The sequence below is a fragment of the Nocardia sp. CA-107356 genome (assembly GCF_050946365.1).
Classification (GTDB): Bacteria; Actinomycetota; Actinomycetes; order Mycobacteriales; family Mycobacteriaceae; genus Nocardia.
Genome location: NZ_CP191992.1, coordinates 2,902,106 through 2,919,120, shown reverse-complemented (window position 1 = coordinate 2,919,120; position 17,015 = coordinate 2,902,106). Strand labels below are relative to the sequence as shown.

At 64.9% G+C, this 17,015-nt stretch carries 17 protein-coding genes; 13 read left to right on the top strand and 4 right to left on the bottom strand.

Annotated features, from left to right (window positions below; all coding sequences use genetic code 11):
• The first annotated feature begins 12 nt into the window (after positions 1 to 12).
• Positions 13 to 1,704 (top strand): PHA/PHB synthase family protein, encoded by a 1,692-nt coding sequence (locus ACQP1G_RS13070; RefSeq protein WP_433202890.1) that lies wholly within the window; start codon positions 13 to 15, stop codon positions 1,702 to 1,704.
• A gap of 10 nt (positions 1,705 to 1,714) precedes the next feature.
• The gene (locus ACQP1G_RS13065; protein ID WP_433202887.1) at positions 1,715 to 2,593 is read left to right on the top strand and encodes an alpha/beta fold hydrolase; all 879 of its coding nucleotides are present in this window, start codon (positions 1,715 to 1,717) and stop codon (positions 2,591 to 2,593) included.
• On the opposite strand, the gene ACQP1G_RS13060 is transcribed toward ACQP1G_RS13065, so the two are convergent.
• Positions 2,590 to 4,341, bottom strand: a complete 1,752-nt coding sequence (locus ACQP1G_RS13060; protein WP_433202884.1) for an MOSC domain-containing protein — start codon at positions 4,339 to 4,341, stop codon at positions 2,590 to 2,592. The two genes, ACQP1G_RS13065 and ACQP1G_RS13060, sit on opposite strands and share 4 nt — an antisense overlap.
• A gap of 89 nt (positions 4,342 to 4,430) precedes the next feature.
• Between ACQP1G_RS13060 and ACQP1G_RS13055 the strand changes: the two genes are divergently transcribed.
• Positions 4,431 to 5,108 carry a TMEM175 family protein gene (locus tag ACQP1G_RS13055; RefSeq protein ID WP_433202881.1) on the top strand — a complete coding sequence of 226 codons (678 nt, stop codon included), beginning with the start codon at positions 4,431 to 4,433 and terminating at the stop codon, positions 5,106 to 5,108.
• A gap of 30 nt (positions 5,109 to 5,138) precedes the next feature.
• Here the strand turns inward: ACQP1G_RS13055 and ACQP1G_RS13050 are convergent, their stop codons facing one another.
• Both ACQP1G_RS13050 and ACQP1G_RS13045 read right to left on the bottom strand, forming a co-directional pair.
• A complete protein-coding gene (locus ACQP1G_RS13050) occupies positions 5,139 to 6,011 on the bottom strand; it encodes an alpha/beta fold hydrolase (RefSeq protein ID WP_433202878.1) in 873 nt (290 codons plus the stop codon).
• 195 nt (positions 6,012 to 6,206) lie between these two features.
• Complete coding sequence (locus ACQP1G_RS13045) at positions 6,207 to 6,674, bottom strand: hypothetical protein (protein ID WP_433202875.1); 468 nt, start codon at positions 6,672 to 6,674, stop codon at positions 6,207 to 6,209.
• 491 nt (positions 6,675 to 7,165) lie between these two features.
• On the opposite strand from ACQP1G_RS13045, the gene ACQP1G_RS13040 reads away from it, so the two are divergent.
• From ACQP1G_RS13040 to ACQP1G_RS13005, 8 genes are all read left to right on the top strand, one after another.
• Positions 7,166 to 8,236 carry a CHAP domain-containing protein gene (locus tag ACQP1G_RS13040; protein WP_433202872.1) on the top strand — a complete coding sequence of 357 codons (1,071 nt, stop codon included), beginning with the start codon at positions 7,166 to 7,168 and terminating at the stop codon, positions 8,234 to 8,236.
• A gap of 402 nt (positions 8,237 to 8,638) precedes the next feature.
• Positions 8,639 to 9,064 carry a hypothetical protein gene (locus ACQP1G_RS13035; RefSeq protein ID WP_433202869.1) on the top strand — a complete coding sequence of 142 codons (426 nt, stop codon included), beginning with the start codon at positions 8,639 to 8,641 and terminating at the stop codon, positions 9,062 to 9,064.
• Positions 9,061 to 9,360: an SH3-like domain-containing protein gene (locus ACQP1G_RS13030; RefSeq protein WP_433202866.1), complete on the top strand. Its 300-nt coding sequence runs from the start codon at positions 9,061 to 9,063 to the stop codon at positions 9,358 to 9,360. Before ACQP1G_RS13035 ends, ACQP1G_RS13030 begins: the two co-directional genes overlap by 4 nt.
• Positions 9,357 to 10,067 carry a thiocyanate hydrolase subunit gamma gene (gene scnC, locus ACQP1G_RS13025; RefSeq protein WP_433202863.1) on the top strand — a complete coding sequence of 237 codons (711 nt, stop codon included), beginning with the start codon at positions 9,357 to 9,359 and terminating at the stop codon, positions 10,065 to 10,067. The genes ACQP1G_RS13030 and scnC overlap by 4 nt, the downstream gene beginning before the upstream one ends.
• On the top strand, positions 10,064 to 10,393 hold the full coding sequence (locus tag ACQP1G_RS13020) for a ScnB (RefSeq protein WP_433202860.1): 330 nt from the start codon (positions 10,064 to 10,066) through the stop codon (positions 10,391 to 10,393). Before scnC ends, ACQP1G_RS13020 begins: the two co-directional genes overlap by 4 nt.
• Before the next feature lie 314 nt (positions 10,394 to 10,707).
• Positions 10,708 to 11,472 carry a DUF4344 domain-containing metallopeptidase gene (locus tag ACQP1G_RS13015; RefSeq protein ID WP_433202857.1) on the top strand — a complete coding sequence of 255 codons (765 nt, stop codon included), beginning with the start codon at positions 10,708 to 10,710 and terminating at the stop codon, positions 11,470 to 11,472.
• Between the two features lie 93 nt (positions 11,473 to 11,565).
• Complete coding sequence (locus ACQP1G_RS13010; RefSeq protein WP_433202854.1) at positions 11,566 to 12,723, top strand: FIST signal transduction protein; 1,158 nt, start codon at positions 11,566 to 11,568, stop codon at positions 12,721 to 12,723.
• Positions 12,720 to 13,469, top strand: a complete 750-nt coding sequence (locus ACQP1G_RS13005; RefSeq protein ID WP_433202851.1) for a Mut7-C RNAse domain-containing protein — start codon at positions 12,720 to 12,722, stop codon at positions 13,467 to 13,469. The genes ACQP1G_RS13010 and ACQP1G_RS13005 overlap by 4 nt, the downstream gene beginning before the upstream one ends.
• A gap of 117 nt (positions 13,470 to 13,586) precedes the next feature.
• Here ACQP1G_RS13005 and ACQP1G_RS13000 read toward each other — a convergent pair whose 3' ends face one another.
• Positions 13,587 to 14,264 carry a FadR/GntR family transcriptional regulator gene (locus ACQP1G_RS13000; RefSeq protein WP_433202848.1) on the bottom strand — a complete coding sequence of 226 codons (678 nt, stop codon included), beginning with the start codon at positions 14,262 to 14,264 and terminating at the stop codon, positions 13,587 to 13,589.
• A 210-nt stretch (positions 14,265 to 14,474) separates the two neighbouring features.
• On the opposite strand from ACQP1G_RS13000, the gene ACQP1G_RS12995 reads away from it, so the two are divergent.
• Complete coding sequence (locus ACQP1G_RS12995; protein WP_433202845.1) at positions 14,475 to 15,956, top strand: amino acid permease; 1,482 nt, start codon at positions 14,475 to 14,477, stop codon at positions 15,954 to 15,956.
• The gene (locus ACQP1G_RS12990; RefSeq protein WP_433202842.1) at positions 15,953 to 17,014 is read left to right on the top strand and encodes an asparaginase domain-containing protein; all 1,062 of its coding nucleotides are present in this window, start codon (positions 15,953 to 15,955) and stop codon (positions 17,012 to 17,014) included. Before ACQP1G_RS12995 ends, ACQP1G_RS12990 begins: the two co-directional genes overlap by 4 nt.
• Position 17,015 lies beyond the last annotated feature (1 nt).

Sequence of the window (17,015 nt, the reverse complement as noted above, 5' to 3'; positions counted from 1 at the left end):
AGGAGTGCCACCATGACAACGACCACCGACGCCGCCGACGAACTCGCGGCCCCGCTGGATCTGCTGCTGACCAGTTCGGCCATCGGCGTCGGACGACGCATGCTGCCGAATACATCCTGGACCAGGCTGGCGTTGAGCCTGGCCGAACAGCCGCGTACGGTCGCGGACCGGGTCGGCACCTTGGGCCGGGAGTTGGTGACGATCGCCCGCGGACACTCCGATCGGGTACCGGCGAAGGGTGATCGGCGCTTCGACGATCCGGCATGGCGGGGCAATCCGCTGTTCAAGCGATCCATGCAGGCATATCTGGCCGCCACCGACACGGTCGACGCCCTGTTCACCGACGCGCACCTGGATTGGCGCGATGCCGAATGGATGCGCTTCGTCCTGGACAATGTGATGGATGGCGTCTCGCCGAGCAATAACCCGCTGCTGAGCCCGGACGCATGGAAAGCATTGGTGGACAGCGGCGGTGCGAGCGCGGTGCGCGGATTGCGGCACTTCCTCTCCGATATGGCCACCGCGCCGCGGGTGCCGTCGATGGTCGATGCGGATGCCTTCACCCTCGGCGACACCGTCGCGACCACACCGGGTTCGGTGGTGCTGCGCACCGAGATGTTCGAGCTGATCCAGTACGCGCCGCAGACCGAGCAGGTGCGCACGGTACCGCTGCTGATGGTGCCGCCGGTGATCAACAAGTTCTACATCATGGATATCGCCCCGGACCGCAGCATGATCGAGTACTTCGTGCGCAACGGCCAACAGGTGTTCGCCATATCCTGGCGCAATCCGACTGCCCGCCAACGTGATTGGGGCTTCGACGAGTACGGCCAGGCGATCGTCGACGCGCTCGACGCGGTCGAGCGGATCAGCGGCTCCGATCGCACCCATCTGCAGGCCTCGTGTTCGGGTGGCATCATCGCCGCGATGACCGCGGCCCATCTGAGCGCGATCGACCAGGCCGATCGGCTGGCGAGTCTGACACTCATGGTGACCGTGCTCGATCAGAGCCATGCGGGCTTCGCAGCGGCCGCGATCGATGAGGAGGCCGCGAATATCGCGATCGCACTGTCGGCCAAGAAGGGCTACCTCGACGGTCGCGCGCTGGCAGAGGTGTTCGCCTGGCTGCGGCCGAACGATCTGGTGTGGCGGTACTGGGTCAACAACTATCTGCAGGGCCGCGCGCCCGCACCCTTCGACGTGCTGTTCTGGAATGCCGACACCACTCGGATGACCGCCGCGCTGCACCGCGACATGGTCTTGATGGGCGTGCACAATTCGCTGACCACGCCGGATCAGGTGAGTATGCTCGGCACTCCGGTCGACCTGTCCCAGATCACCGTCGATACCTATGTGGTGGCCGGGATCGCCGACCATATCTCGCCCTGGCAGGCCTGCTACCGCAGCGCCCGGCTGCTCGGCAGCAAGGATCTGCAGTTCGTGCTCTCCACCAGCGGACATATCGCCGCACTGGTCAACCCGCCGGGAAATCCCAAGGCGTCCTATCGGATCGGTGCGGTCGACGAGGCCGATCCGGGGGCATGGCTGGACGCCACCGCCAAGAATTCGGGCTCGTGGTGGCCGAATTTCGTCGAATGGCTGGCCGAACGTAGCGGTCCGGAGCGGGACGCGCCGCAATCACTGGGAACGCCCGATCTGCCACCAGTGGATTCCGCGCCGGGAAGTTACGTGCTCGCGCACTGAAAGGTCGGTCATGACAAAGCATGTCGAACCGCGGGCTGCGACGAGCGAGCCGGAGCCGGTCACCTACGTCGAACAGCGCCTCATCGCCGTGCTCGGCCAGCAGATCCGGGTGCATGTGCGTTGGGGAACCGGGGTACCGCTGGTGCTGTGCAACGGTATCGGCGCGAGTCTCGAGGTACTCGATCCACTTGTCGCACAGCTGAATCCGGCGACCACCGTGGTCCGGTTCGACGCGCCGGGCAGCGGCGCATCGCCGGATTCGCCACTGCCGTACGGATTTCCGTATCTGGCCGCGGTACTCGGGCAGCTACTGCGCAAACTCGGCATCCGCGGGCGCGTCGATATCCTCGGACTGTCCTGGGGCGGTGCGCTGGCTCAGCAGTTCGCCTTCCAACATCCACGGCGTTGCCGCACGCTGATCCTGGTGTCCACCGGCACCGGCGTGATCATGGTGCCGGGACGACCGACCGCACTGCTGAAAATGCTGACACCACGGCGATTTCTGGACCATCACTATGCCGCCTCCATCGCCGGTGAGCTCTACGGCGGCTCCGTCCGCACCGATCCGTCGATGGTGGAGCAACTGTTCGATCGACAGCTGATGGCCGGGTCCCGGGTCGGCTATCTGCACCAACTGCTGGCCGGATCGGTGTGGACGAGCATCTTCGCGCTGCCGCTCATCCGACAGCCCACGCTGATCATCGCGGGCACCGACGATCCGATCATCCCGATCACGAATGCCCGCATCATGCACCGACTGCTCCCCCATTCGACCGTCCATCTGCACGGTGGCGGCCACGTCGACCTCATCACCAATGCCGCCGAATTAGCGCCCGTCATCGAAACCTACCGCCGCAATCGGCTGCCGCTGCCTACCGATCTCCACTAGAGATCCAGGATGAGGTCCGTCTCTGGTTGTGCGCAACAGACGAGCACGGTGCCTGGTGCCGCGGGTTCCAGAGGTCGGGGTTCGTATCGGACCGTACCGGCGAGGATCGGCGTCTGGCAGGTGTGGCAGACGCCGGTGCGGCAGGACCATCGCGTGGGTACTTCGCACGCTTCGGCGAATTCGAGGACGGTGGCGTATTCGTCGCTCCATGGCAGGGTGAGTCCGCTACGGGTAAAAGCGATGCGGGGCCCGGTGCCCGGGGGCCCGGGCGGTGGATGTGGAACTGCGCGGGTGATCCCGGTGAGGCCGGGATTGATCGCCGGCCGTGACCCGAACAACTCGGTGTGGATGCGGGTGGCGTCCAGGCCGAGTTCCGTGAGCGCCTCGCGCATGGCAGTCATGAACGCGTCGGGGCCGCACAGGTAGACGGTCGCGGCGGTGGGCAGGTCGAGGGCAGCCAGGGCGTCGTGGTCGAGGCGGCCCGGTGTGACCGTCGGGGACAGGTTTGCCCCAGAGCTTTCGCGGGTGTAGAAAACGTGCTCGTGGCCGTGGATCAGGGAGCTCAGAAGTTGATGGGCCTCGTCGGCGAAGGTGTGCTCGGCAGCTGAGCGCGCGGTGTGCACCCACCAGATATCGCGCGTGCTGCGGGCAGCAGCGAGTGTGTGCAGCATCGCCAGAACTGGGGTCACGCCGATTCCGGCGGACAGCAGGATCACGGGGCTGGTGTCGTTGCCCTCCGGGAGGACGAAATCGCCGCGCGGAGAAGCGACTTCGAGCAGTGCACCGGCCCGGAGGTGCGTGTGCAGGTAGGTACTGACGACGCCATGCGCCTCGCGTTTGACGCTGATTCGGTACTCGGAGTCCGATGGGGCTGCAGACAGTGAGTAGTTGCGGATCGGTGGTGGGTGGGCTGCGCCGGGCAGGCGGACAGTGAGGTACTGGCCGGATTGCGGCCGGGGCAGCGGGCGATGGTCCTCGGTTTCCAGGTAGATCGACAGCACGGCCGCGTTCTCGGCTACGACGCGGGAGACACGCAGTGGCCGGAAGCCGGGCCAAATGCCGGGTTCGGCACCGGGCAGTGGCGCGCCGACGGGTGACCTGGTCGCCGCGGCGTCGAGCAGGTCGCGAAACGATGCCTGCCAGCCTGGGCTGAGTGCGGGGATATCGACTGCTTTGCGGAGTTGGTCGATATCGCGATCGGGCAGGTAGAGCAGTGCGTCGATCGTGGCGACACTCATCCGGTGCCGACCCGGGCGGGTACGGACGATCTCGTCACCGGCTCGGACGTGGCCTTCGGTGATGACCCGAAAGTAGAAACCGGGCCGGTGATGCGCCACGAGCAGCGCAGGCATCTGGGGCTCGCCCAGACGCATGCCCACCCGGAAACAGGTGACGCGGGGTTGGGTGACCTCGAATTCGGCGTCACCTATGCGATAGCGGTCGCCGATGTGGACTTCGTCGTCGGGTAGGCCGTCGACGGTGAAGTTCTCACCGAACCGGCCGTATTCGAGGTCATCGCGTCCGAGGTAGCGCCGCCAGAAATCGTAGGACTGACGTTGGTAGACGAGTACGGCGCGTATGTCGCCGCCGTGACCTTCGAGATCGCCTTGGCCGTCCCCGTCGATGTTGAGCGTGCGGACCATCAGCGGCCCCGCGACGGGGTATTTGAAGATGCCGGTGTGGACGGTCCGGCCCTGCCACGGCACGTCCTTGGGTAGCCCGATATTGAGCGATAGCAGGTGCGGCATCCCGCTCGCCTCCCTCCTGCCACAGTGTGGCACCGGCGATGTTGTCGACCGTACCCGTCCGGCACTGGTCAGTACCGCACACTGGGGCAATGACAGAACCCGTTGGTGAGCCGACGAGTTCGACAGCGTTCGGCGCCGAGCGCGATCCTGCGCGAGTCGTCGCGTTCAGCGATGCGGTCACTGCCATCGCCGTCACTCTGCTCGTCCTGGAGATCCGCGTACCGGAAGATACCCAGGACCTGCTCCACGGCCTCGGCACCCTCTGGCCGTCCTATCTGGCCTACGTCATCACATTCATGTTGATCAGGCAGATATGGGTCAACCATCACGTCATGTTCGATCACATCCGTCGTGTCGACCGGGTGGTGCTGTTCCTGAACACCGTGCTCCTGATGGACATTGCGTTCTTGCCGTTCGCCGCCTCCGTTTTGGCCAAGGCCTTTCACGATGGGCACGGGCAGCGCACGGCCGTCGTGTTCCACGGCCTCACCTTCGAATTGGCAGCCATTTTGTTCAACATCATTTGGGAGTACGCGCGTCGAAACCACCGGCTGCTCGCCGCCACGATTGATCCCGTCGGCGCGCGAGCCATCGCCTGGCGATTCCGGCTCGCCCTCGCCTGGATCGCCAGCGGAATCCTGCTGGGTGTCCTGTTTCCCTTTCTCGGCCTAGCCGTGATCGCCGCATTCATTGCCTTCTACTGGCTACCCATACCGGGTGAGACTGCCCGAGCGAAGCGTCGGCACGGCCGTGGCGGACAGCCGTGACAAGGTATTCGCCCACTTCAGACTCGTAGGTCAGCGCGTGACGGTCACGCGGCTCATGAAGTCGCGGATCAGTTCGGCGACTTCGTCGCCGGCGCTCTCCAGCAGAAAGTGCCCGCCATCGAGCAGGTGGATTTCCGCGTCCGGTACATCCTCGGCGAACGCGCGGGCGCCTTCCGGTCCGAAGATCTCATCTCCTTTGCCCCATACCGCCAGCAGCGGCGGGTGGCAGCAGCGCAGATATTCGTGCAGCGCCGGGTACATCGGTGGATTGGTCGCGTAGTCGCGGAACAGCGCAAGCTGGATGGCGTCGTTTCCCGGCCGCGACAGCAGCGCGAAGTCGTGATGCCAGGCATCCGGGCTGACCAGGCTCTCGTCGGCGACGCCGGTGAGGTACTGCCACCTCGTCACCTCCAGGGTCAGCGCGTTGCGGATATCGGCCTCGGTCTCGGGCGTCTGCGCACGCTGGTAGTCCCACACGGTGGTCCAGAAGCTGTCCACGAAGCCGGCGTCGTAGCCGTTGCCGCTCTGCGTGATGATCGCGGTGATGGCCTGTGGGTTGGCCAAAGCGAGGCGCCAGCCGATCGGGGCGCCGTAGTCCTGAACGTAGATCGCGTAGCGCGTCACACGCAGCTGTTCGAGCAGCCCGGCGGTCAGGTCGGCCAAAGCATCGAAGGTGTAGTCGAACTCGTCCACGGAGGGAGCGGCGGACAGCCCGAATCCGAGGTGATCCGGCGCGATCACATGATATCGATCAGCCAGCGCGGGAATCAGGTTGCGGAACATGAACGAGCTGGCCGGGAAACCGTGCAGTAGCACGATCGCCGGGGCGGCGGCGGGGCCGGCCTCCCGATAGAACAGCCGCTGGCCCTGCACGGTCGCGGAGCGGTGATGAACAGCAGTCATCTCTAACCCCTTCTACCTTTTATGACGGTTAGAATCCACTGAAGCACCGTGTGGCACAACCGTCAAGTGGCCCGTGGCCGGTCGGACGGCATCGACGAACGACGAACCACGCGCCAAGACGCCGTGCGCGGCGAAGCTCGACCTGACGGTCCGTAAAAGTGGCGCCTGCGAGGCGCGGCCCCGTGGCGGGTCCGGTTATGAGCGTTCCGCCGTTCCCGCGCCGCTGTTGCGAGCTTCGACGGCCTTGACGGTCTTATCGAGCGCTTGTTTCAAGACGCGCTTGCCGAACGTCCCGACCACCACGCCGAGCACCCGGCCCTTGAGGTTCTTACCCTCGCGCACGATGACGACATCCATATCGGTCGTCCCGTCGGGCCGGCGAGCGAAGGTGTACGTGTGGCCCGAGTGGCCACCCCACACGTTGGAGTCGGTGGTCGTCATGACGACGTGGTTGGGGTCCGACCAGTCGTAGTGCAGGCGTTCCCAGATGCCGTGCGAGCCCTCCGTGACGTCGGCCTCGCCGGGTCCCCGGGCATGCACCTCGAGGAATTCGTCGGTGCTGTTGCCGAACACCTGTGAGCGGCCCGGCCCGAAGTCGGTCAGCGCCGCGACGAACTGCTCGGGCGTCGATTTCGTCGTCTCCTTGAAGTGGATGGTGGACATTTGTTGCTCCTTTGCTCTGGCGGGGATGTCCTTCGAGCGTTGAGCGGATGCCCGTCACCGCGGTGACAAGCGATAACGGGATGCCCGCATACGCCGTTCTCATGGGGAGCGCGCATTGTTCTCTGATATCCATGGTCACCTCCTGAGCCTGCTGTCGCTCGAGAACGGCGGTGGGATTTCGGCTGCCGGGAGCACCAGTCGGGTTCGGCCCATGCGGCGAGTTCAGGCCCTTGTGCTCCCAGTTGGCACTGACGGCGTGGCTATCTCGATCGATTGCCTACCCCGCGAGGATGGCGCCACACCTTTCGCTATTCAGCTATTCGGATGCGGGCCACCGTCTGCCAACCGGTACCCGGTGTCGGGCAACGACTGAGCCCGTTATTCCCGATTCTGGGAATGCCCGATACTCGAATCGGATCGGCCCCTGTGAGTAGAGGATTACGGATGTCGCTGTTCGTAAGTCCACAGCCGAACGAGAACCGGGGGCTGCGATGAGCCCGACCGTTGATCACTATCGGATCGTCCCGTCACTGACCGTTCCCGGTTTCGCATCGGAAACGCTCAAAGGCATCGTCAGCGCCACCCATGCGGCGGTCCAGGCCAACGTCGACAACCTCGGCGCGGGCACACCGTCCAGGGCGCCGAAATTCGTGAAACTGCTGCAGGACAAGAAGATCATCGACGACCAGAACCAGTCGATCGCGACCACCGACCACAACAAAACTGTCTCCGCACTGCAGGACATCAAGGCCTCGATGGATGACAACGACGAAGGCGTCGACAACTCGATCTACGGGACCTACTCCGTGGCGGGCGACGCATACGAAGACATCGAGAGAGCGGTCAAAAAACTCCAAGGCACCATCAACGACGCACCCGCACCGAGCATCGACACGACTACGGGCAAACAATACTGGCCGGAATCGGTGGAGGGCCCACTGCGGACCGCGTGCGCCACCACCGCCGCAACGGTAGAGCAGCAGATGCTGGACGCCGCCACCGACATCCAGCGGCACGCCTACCACATCAACAACTCCGCCCCCGACAACCCGACGAGCAGCGGCTACGGTGGGACCACGGCGCCGTTGACGCAACCATGGTCCGGCCACAGCTACGTGGCACCCACCGACGCCAGCACCCTCGACAAGATCAAGGGATTCGCCGAGAACGAACTCGGCGTCGCCGAAGTCGGAACCAACCACGTGAACCGGCCGTACAACATCGATGACGCATGGTGCGCATCGTTCGCCACTTGGGTCTGGAAACAGTCCGGCATCGACGTCCACTGGAACAACAAGAACTACGTGCCGAGCGTCTGGTCCGACGCCGCGAATCAGGGCTTGGCCGATAGCAACATGTCGAGCGCCCGTCCCGGGGATCTCGTCGTGTTCGGCGGCCAAAACCACATCGGCGTAGTGGTGGCCCGCAACGGCAATACCATCACCACCATCGAAGGCAACTCCGGCGACGCCGTACGCCGGCACACCTACACCCTCTCCGGCGGAAATTTCACCGGCGTCATACACCCACCGGCCACCTCCAAAACCGCGGTCCCGGCGTAACCGGCCGACAGGTGCCATTCTTCGCGCTCCCCCGATCCCGGCAGCGATCGTGACCGGCAGACCGGCGTCCGCTCACACGTGGCAGGCCGGCGACGCAACCGATGGAACGACCAGCACGGTCCGAGTCCGGAGCGGCGTCTTCAACAACGCGATCTTGGCCTGTACCCTTGTCACGAATATCATGCTGTTGTGACAGGAGTCACAACTCCCGCCGCCTGATGGAGGGTGTCAGAGCGCGGTATCGCGCACCGGGGCATACCTGCACGATGCGATACATGACGGCAGGCACCTCCTCGGAGCGCTTTGTCACCAGTTCAGGTCGGTCGACCGCCGAATAGCCGGGTGTGCGCCGTATGCAATCACCCTGTCGGGGAACATCGGATCCGTCACTACGGAGACCTCATGAGCTCACCGAACCAATTCGACGATATTCAAAGTCGCGTCGCAGATATCGCTCCAGTGTTCCGCAAGCCGCTGGACTCGCCGTACAAGATCTCGAATGCACTGTTCGCCGCTCTGCGACACGTCCCGCACGACGTCGGCGGACAGCCGGATGTGCCGATCGAGTACAAGGAAAAAGTCGAAGAACCTTGGGAGATGAATACCTACGTCACGTGCGAATGCCTCGGCTGGCGTGGCGTGTGGAATTCCGAGGAACGCCGGCGGGCCGAGAACGACCTCGGCGCGACGCTGTACTTCGGTCTGCCCTACTACGCACGCTGGGCGACTGTCGCCGCGAAGTTCCTGATCAACAAGGGCTTGATCACACCGGACGAACTGTCTGCGAAATTGGACGAAGTACGCGCACGAATGGAGGCGCGGACATGACCAGGAAGTTCCGGATCGGCGATCGCGTCCGGGTGCGAAACGCGACGTCGATGTTCCATACCCGCACCCAGGCCTACACCCGCGGACGCACGGGTGTGGTCGTGGAAAACCGGCCCGAATGGGTGATCCCGGAAGACGAGGCGTGGGGACGCGACAACGGTCGCTTCGAACCGTTCTATGTCGTGCGATTCCGCCAGAAAGACCTGTGGCCCAAATACACCGGCTTCGACGTCGACACCCTGGAGACGGAGGTGTCCGAGCACTGGCTCGAACCCGCAGAGGAGGATTCCAAGTGAGTCATACCCACGATCACGGGGCGCACGCACCGATCCAGACGAGTGCGGAGATCAGCGAATTCGAGGTCCTGGAGACCGCGATTCGTGAACTCGCCATCGAAAAAGGGCTCTTCTCGCAGGAAGACCACCGACGGTTCTCGGAATGGGCCGAATCGGTCGGTCCGCACGGCGGTTCGAAACTGGTCGCGAAGGCGTGGACGGACCCCGATTTCAAGGCGCGCCTGCTCGCCGATGGGACCGAGACGTGCAAGGAGGTCGGCATCGACTGGCGTGACCCGACCGGCTCTGGAACGCCGAGCGACTACACCTACTTCTACGTGCTGGAGAACACGCCCGAGGTGCACAACGTGATCGTGTGCACGCTGTGTTCGTGTTACCCGCGGCCGGTCCTCGGTATGTCTCCGGACTGGTATCGCACGCCCAATTACCGTCGGCGCCTGGTGCGTTGGCCTCGTGAGGTGCTCGCCGAATTCGGCTTGCACTTTCCGCCCGACGTCGAGGTCCGAGTGCACGATTCGAACCAGAAGTCCCGGTTCATGGTGATGCCGATGCGTCCCGCGGGCACCGAGGGCTGGACCGAGGAACAACTCGCCGCCATCGTCACCCGGGACACGATGATCGGCGTGGCACTGCCCCAGGTCGACTGGACCGCGCAGGCGCCGCCGGACCAGATCCGGGCCGCGACGACCAAGGATGGGCAACGGTGAACAGCGGTCCGTACGAAGTGCTCCTGCATACCCTGGACCCCGAGTCCCGGCGCGAGAGCACCCTCCCCGACCTCGACCGCAAGCCCGACCCGTGGGAGTCGAGCATGCAGGCGACATGCGAATGTCTGTCCTGGCGCGGCACGTTGGACAACCTGGAACGCCGCAAGGCCGAGGATGCGCTCGGTGAGACGATCTACCACGACTTTCCGGTACGGACCCGATCAGTCGTCGTCACGGCCCATACGCTGCTGGACCGCGGATTGATCACCCCGGAGGAGTTGCATATGCGAATGGAGATGGTTCGGGCGCGGTTCGACCGCAAGTAGATCCCTCTCCTGATCGGAGGTCGCCCGAGGTCCGCGCGCGGTATGAATAAACCGACCGTATCGAGTACATGCGGTTGCTAACATCTAGCAAAGCATCTGTCCAGGCGTCGTGGTCCCTGCGGTTTGGAGAGGCTGGAATGGCAATGGTTCCGAATCGGTATCGATGGGCCGGGGCGGTGACCATGCTGATTATGGTGACCGCGGCATGCTCGTCGAATAAGAGCGAGACTCCAGCGGCACCGGGGTCGACAAGTGTCGCGGCTACGAGCGCTGTAGCGAACACGGGAAAATTCGTTGCCAAGTACGAGCGCGCGATGGGTTCGCAATCGGCGAAGGACGGCAAGAAGGTCGCTCAAGACAACAAAATAATCGAAGACCTTGCCGATGCCCTGGGTGGGATCTATAAGCTGCCCAAGGATGTGCCCGTCGTCGGAATGGAATGTGGCGAGTTCAACGCCTACTGGGACCCGGCGACGAAATCGATCATCCTCTGTTACGAGATGTTCGCAGTCGCCGACAAATATGCGTCCATGCAGTCCGAGGGACGCTCCGACTACTTCAATCTGTACTTCGACGGCGTAACGCGCATGCTCACCTTCCACGAATCCGGACATATGGCGATCGACCTGTATTCGCTGCCTACAACCGGACGCGAAGAGGACTCCGCAGACCAGCTCGGCACCCTGCTCCAGATGACCACCCCGGGCCCTTCCGGTATCGCTGGCGTGGCCGCCGCAGCGGACTTCTGGTTCGATATCTCCGACGACCCGGCAAGCCTCGATGCGCACACCTTCGCCAATGAGCACTCACTTTCCCAGGTACGCGCCTACAACCTGATCTGCTGGGATTACGGCGCCGCGCCCGACGTGCTCAAGCCTCTGGTGACCCAGCCGGGTGAGCCGGAGCAGAAGGGGCGCCTACCGATGCAGCGCGCCGCCGGGTGTGGCGACGAATACCAGAAAATGCGGAATTCGTGGGAGACGCTTCTGAAGCCCTACATAAAGGTTGACCTCGGCGTTGCCAACGGCAAAGGCACGACCACCGGCACGCCTGCACCGAGCACCACTCCGACGCGGTAGCCACCGCCGATCGCGCAATTCGGTCCAGCTCGACTGAAATGCTTTGTGCGGCAACAACACCTACGCTTCCATAGGGTTCGCTACGATGGAGGAGTGCGGATCGGAGTAGGGCTCTCCACCGCGCCGGGAGCACGGCAGGCAGGCGCGGAGGCCGCAGCGGACGCGCGCGATCAGATCGCGGGCGAGACGCCGTCGCTTGCTGTGCTGCTGGCCTCACGAGCACACACCGACGAGGCCTCGGCCGTACTGGCCGGAGTCCACCAGACGGTCCGGGTACCCGCACTCGTCGGATGTGTGGCGCAGGCGATCGTAGCGGGCCGTCGCGAGATCGAGGACGAGCCAGCGGTAGCGGTATGGCTGGCATCCGGATTGCCCGACGCCGCCGAAACATTCCAGCTCGACTTCATCCGAACAGCGACCGGCGGGCTGCTCGCTGGCTACCGCTTCGACAAGGCCGCACGCGACTTCCATCTGCTGCTACCGGACCCCTTCTCGTTCCCGGCCGACGTACTGCTCGAGCACCTGAACGCCGATCTGCCCGGCACCACCGTGATGGGCGGGCTGGTGAGCGGCGCGCAATGGCCCGGCGGCAGCAAGCTGTTCCACGATCACGATGTGGTGACCTCCGGCGCCGTCGGCGTGCGACTTCCCGGTCTGCACAGTGTCCCCATCGTGTCGCAAGGCTGCCGTCCGATCGGATATCCGTATATCGTCACCGGCGCGCGTGGCGCACTGATCACCGAACTGGGCGGCCGACCGCCGATCGAGCGGTTGCGGGACATCGTCGAGATGCTGCCACCCGACCAGCAGGAACTGGTGACGCACGGGCTGCAGATCGGTGTCGTGGTCGACGAACATCTGGCAGTACCCGGGCAGGGCGATTTCCTGATCCGTGGCCTCCTCGGCGCCGACCCGTCGAGCGGCGCGATCGAAATCGGCGAGATCGTCGAGGTCGGCACGACCGTGCAGTTCCAGGTTCGCGATGCGGTCGGGGCGGACGAAGATCTGCGTGCGGCCCTCGTACATATGGGTTCGGACCTACCGGGACGCCCGGCCGGTGCGTTGCTGTTCACGTGCAACGGACGCGGCCGGCGGATGTTCGGGGTCGCGAACCACGACGCCGCGGCGATCGAGGACCTGCTGGGCGGCATTCCACTTGCGGGCTTCTTCGCCGCGGGTGAGATCGGCCCCATCGCAGGGCGCAATGCGTTGCACGGATTCACGGCATCGATGGCGGTATTCGTCGAATGAGCGTCGACTTGCGGGTCTACGCCGAGCTGAACGACTTCCTACGGCCCGACGAGCGATACCCGGTGCTGCGCCGACCGTTCCGGGCGCACCAGACCGTGAAGGATGTCATCGAGGCGGCTGGCATCCCGCACACCGAGGTCGACCTGGTACTGGTCAACGGGCAACCGGTCGCCTTCGACCAGCATCCGCACGACGGCGATCGGATCACCGCCTATCCCGTGTTCGAAACCCTCGACATCGGCCGGGCCACCAAGGTGCGCCCACGCCCGCTGCGCGAGCCACGCTTCGTCGCCGATGTCAATCTCGGCGGCCTCGCCAAGCTGATGCGGCTGATGGGCCTGGACGTGCACTGTCCGTGGGACGCCGACGATGCGGCACTCGCTGAACTGTCGGCGGCCCAGCACCGGATCCTGCTCACCCGCGACCGCGGACTGCTGAAGCGGCGCAACGTAACTCACGGTGTGTACATCTGGTCGGACCGGCCGGTCGATCAGATCATCGAGGTGATCCGGCGACTCGACCTCGTCGAACGCCTCGCGCCGTTCACCCGCTGCCTGCGCTGCGGTGGCGCCGTCGTCGCGGTCGCCAAAACCGAGGTCGAAGATCGGCTGGAACCGCTCACTCGCCGCCATTACGACACGTTTCGGCAGTGCCGCGACTGCGGTCGGGTCTACTGGCAGGGCTCACACCAGGCCCGGCTCAATGCCACGGTGGAGGCGATCCGCACCGAGCTGAATCAATCCTGACACCGCAGACCGCCCGTACGCCGTCGGAAACATCGACGGCGAATACTTCGCGGTGAGTACCGATCTCACCATGCTGCTCAGGTCACACGGGGTGCTGTCGCTTCGAGTGTTCGACGCTCAGGCACCGATGCGGGCTACCGTCGCGGCCACGCGCTCCAGGTGATCGGTCATCGCGGCACGCGCGGATTCCGGTGAACCGGCCTCGATGGCCCGCACGATGGCCTCGTGCTCGCGGTCGGAATCGGTGCGGCGGTCCTGGGTCAGGTTGAGGAATTCCGATTGCAGGTCCAGCGCGCGGCGGGTGTCGGCGACCATGGCGGCCAGCATCGTATTGCCGCTGGCGGCCGCGATCGCGGTGTGCAATTCGCCGTCGTAGCGCACCCAGTCGTGCGCATCGGTGGTCGCCGCCAGTTTGTCGAGGATCCCGAACAGCTGCCGCACCTGGTCCGATGTGCGACGCTCGGCGGCGAACCCGGCAGCCGGTATCTCGACGAGCCGCCGCGCCTCGATCAGGTCGTCGGCGCCGACACCGGCGAAGGTCGGCTGCGTATCAGCGTTCTTGGAGACGATGAAAGTGCCTCGGCCGGTGTGGGTTTCGGTCAGGCCGAGGATCGCGCAGGCATGCAGTGCCTCACGGACCACCGGTCGGCTCACGCCGAACTGCTTGGCCAGCGCCAGTTCCGCGGGCAGCCGGTCGCCCACCGCATAGTCCTCGCTCTGGATGAGACTCTTCAGTCGACGAAATACCGCCTCAGTCGCGCCGATGCGCTGCACGTATCCCTCTTCGACCGTCACGCGACCAGTATGGAGACTTCCGCGATACGGCGTCAAAACGCTCGGTCCAGCGAGTATCGGCCAGGGGCGAGCCCGGCGTTGACAGCCGCTGTGACCCCCGTTACAGTCAGCCTGTCTTACAGCCTGACAGCCTTACTGCTGAGTGTTGCGCACAACGCCGAGGCGCCCGCCCATCCGCGGAGGCTGGATCCGGTCCATGGAAGGTTTTCGATGCAAGACCACGACCCACAGTCGATCGCCACCGCCACCGCGCCAGCACCGCGCATCGATATCGGCGACCTCGGCTACCAGAAGCGGCTGCGTAAGCGCCACATGCAGATGATCGCGATCGGCGGTTCGATCGGCACCGGATTGTTCCTCGGTGCCAGCGGCCGGATGACTCTCGCCGGCCCCTCCCTCGCCCTCGTCTACATCGTGTGCGGGATCTTCACGTTCATGGTGGTGCGCGCGCTCGGCGAACTGGTGATGTACCGGCCTTCGTCTGGGGCGTTCGTGTCCTATGCCCGCGAATTCCTCGGCGAACGCGGCGCGTACTCGGTGGGCTGGCTGTACTTCCTGAACTGGTCGACCACGCTCGTCGCCGACATCACAGCGGTCGCGCTGTACGCGCACTTCTGGTCGTTCTTCGTACCCGTGCCGCAGTGGCTGCTCGCGTTGATCGCACTGACGGTCGTCGTCGGGCTCAATGTGGTGTCGGTCCGGCTGTTCGGCGAACTGGAATTCTGGTTCGCGCTGGTCAAGGTCGGGACCATTATCGCGTTCATGGTGCTGGCGATCGGATTCATCGTTACCGGCACATCGGTCGGCGGGAACGTCCCCGGTATCTCGACGATCACCGACCACGGCGGGCTGTTCCCCCGCGGGCTGGCACCGATGCTCACCATCGCCCTCGGGGTGGTGTTCGCCTTCGGCGGGACCGAGATGATCGGTGTCGCCGCAGGCGAATCCGATAATCCACGGGCCGTGGTGCCGCGCGCGGTGAACTCCATCATGTGGCGGATCATCCTGTTCTACGCCGGGTCGGTCATCCTGTTCACGCTGCTGCTGCCGTGGACGGCCTACTCCTCCAGTGAAAGCCCGTTCGTCACGGTGATGAGCTCGGTCGGCATCCCGCACGGGGGCGACGTCATGAATCTGGTGGTGCTCACCGCCGCGATGTCGAGTCTGAACGCCGGGCTCTACGCGACCGGGCGCACCTTGCGCTCGATGGCGGTGGCGGGCGCAGCGCCCCGCTTCGCGCAGCGGATGAATCGCAGTGGTGCACCGTACGGCGGGATCCTGATCACCAGCGTGGTCGGCATCGCCGGAGTGGTGCTCAATCTCGCCATGCCGCACAAGGCCTTCGAAATCGTGTTGAACCTGGCCGGACTCGGCATCGTCGGCACCTGGGCGTCGATCATGATCTGCCACTGGATCTTCGTGCGCAGAGCCGGGCAGGGGCACTACGAGCGCCCCGCCTTCCGGCTGCCTTTCGCACCGGTACTCAACATTCTCACGCTCGGTTTTCTGGTCGCGGTGATCGTGCTGATGTTCTTCGACGCCGAGATCGGTCGCATCACGCTGGCGGCGTTCCTGCTCGTCGTCGCCGCCATGGTCGCTGGCTGGTTCCGGGTTCGCGGACGGCTCGATCCGGATGTCCTCGCCCCGATGACGCGGCCCGACAGCGCCGCGAACGGATCGGTAGACGCGTGACCTCTCGCTCGGCTTCCACTGTGCCGCAATCCCTTTCGCCGGTCACCGTCGAGATCATTTACACCGGTGGAACGTTCGGGATGGTCGATCACGGTGCCGGTCTGCGACCGCGCCGCGGCCTGGGCGGCGAGATCGCCGACGCCGTCGCACAATTCGAGCGTACGAACGGCATCGCGGTCCGCTTCGACTACACCGAACTCGAGCAGGTCATCGACAGTTCCGATGCGGGCACCGGCACCGCTCGGCTGATCGCCGAACAGGTACGGTCCGCCATCGCGCATCGACGTCCCGACGGGGTCCTCGTCGTGCACGGCACCGACACCATGGCCTACGTGGGTGCACGGATGGCATTCGAACTGCACGATCTCGACGTGCCGGTCGTGCTCACCGGAGCCCAGATCCCGCTGGGCCAGCCCGGCAGCGACGCGGGAAGCAACCTGGCTCTGGCGTTGAACCACATTGCCGCCCACACCGTTGCGGGAACGTTCATCGCCTTCGGTAGGTCACTGCATCCCGCCGTGCGGGCCAGCAAACGCGCCTGCGACGACTACGACGGTTTCGCCACGGTCCGGGAATTCACACCGCCGCCGACGCCGCCCCGGCTGCCCGAGTCGCGGCCGCGCGCGGACAGCCCGCCGGTAGGGTTGTTCACCGTCTTTCCTGGAATGCATCCGAACCTGCTCGACGCGGCACTGCGCCACTACCGCGGCGGACTCGTGCTCGAATGCTACGGCGCGGGCACACTGCCGATGCACGGTGACGCCACGGCGGCAGCCGTCCGTGCGGCCACCACCCGCGGGACTCCCGTAGTCGTCATCACCCACTGTGATAGCGGCGCAGTCGATCTCGACCGCTATCAGCCCGGCCGTGCCCTGCGCGCTGCCGGTGCCATCGGTGGCTGCGATCTGACCAGAGAGGCCGCGCTCGCGAAATTGGCCTACCTTGTCGACCTCGGCATGTCCGGTAGCGGCCTGCGTCGCTGGATGACAACCAACCTGCTCGGCGAACTATCGAATCACCCTGCGACACAGCCGATTCCGAATCACTCACAGAACTGAA

Coding starts and splice junctions, on each gene's coding strand:
- ACQP1G_RS13070 (WP_433202890.1), top strand. CDS start 13: ATGACAACGACCACCGACGCCGCCGACGAACTCGCGGCCCCGCTGGAT.
- ACQP1G_RS13065 (WP_433202887.1), top strand. CDS start 1,715: ATGACAAAGCATGTCGAACCGCGGGCTGCGACGAGCGAGCCGGAGCCG.
- ACQP1G_RS13060 (WP_433202884.1), bottom strand. CDS start 4,341: ATGCCGCACCTGCTATCGCTCAATATCGGGCTACCCAAGGACGTGCCG.
- ACQP1G_RS13055 (WP_433202881.1), top strand. CDS start 4,431: ATGACAGAACCCGTTGGTGAGCCGACGAGTTCGACAGCGTTCGGCGCC.
- ACQP1G_RS13050 (WP_433202878.1), bottom strand. CDS start 6,011: ATGACTGCTGTTCATCACCGCTCCGCGACCGTGCAGGGCCAGCGGCTG.
- ACQP1G_RS13045 (WP_433202875.1), bottom strand. CDS start 6,674: ATGTCCACCATCCACTTCAAGGAGACGACGAAATCGACGCCCGAGCAG.
- ACQP1G_RS13040 (WP_433202872.1), top strand. CDS start 7,166: ATGAGCCCGACCGTTGATCACTATCGGATCGTCCCGTCACTGACCGTT.
- ACQP1G_RS13035 (WP_433202869.1), top strand. CDS start 8,639: ATGAGCTCACCGAACCAATTCGACGATATTCAAAGTCGCGTCGCAGAT.
- ACQP1G_RS13030 (WP_433202866.1), top strand. CDS start 9,061: ATGACCAGGAAGTTCCGGATCGGCGATCGCGTCCGGGTGCGAAACGCG.
- ACQP1G_RS13015 (WP_433202857.1), top strand. CDS start 10,708: ATGGGTTCGCAATCGGCGAAGGACGGCAAGAAGGTCGCTCAAGACAAC.
- ACQP1G_RS13005 (WP_433202851.1), top strand. CDS start 12,720: ATGAGCGTCGACTTGCGGGTCTACGCCGAGCTGAACGACTTCCTACGG.
- ACQP1G_RS12995 (WP_433202845.1), top strand. CDS start 14,475: ATGCAAGACCACGACCCACAGTCGATCGCCACCGCCACCGCGCCAGCA.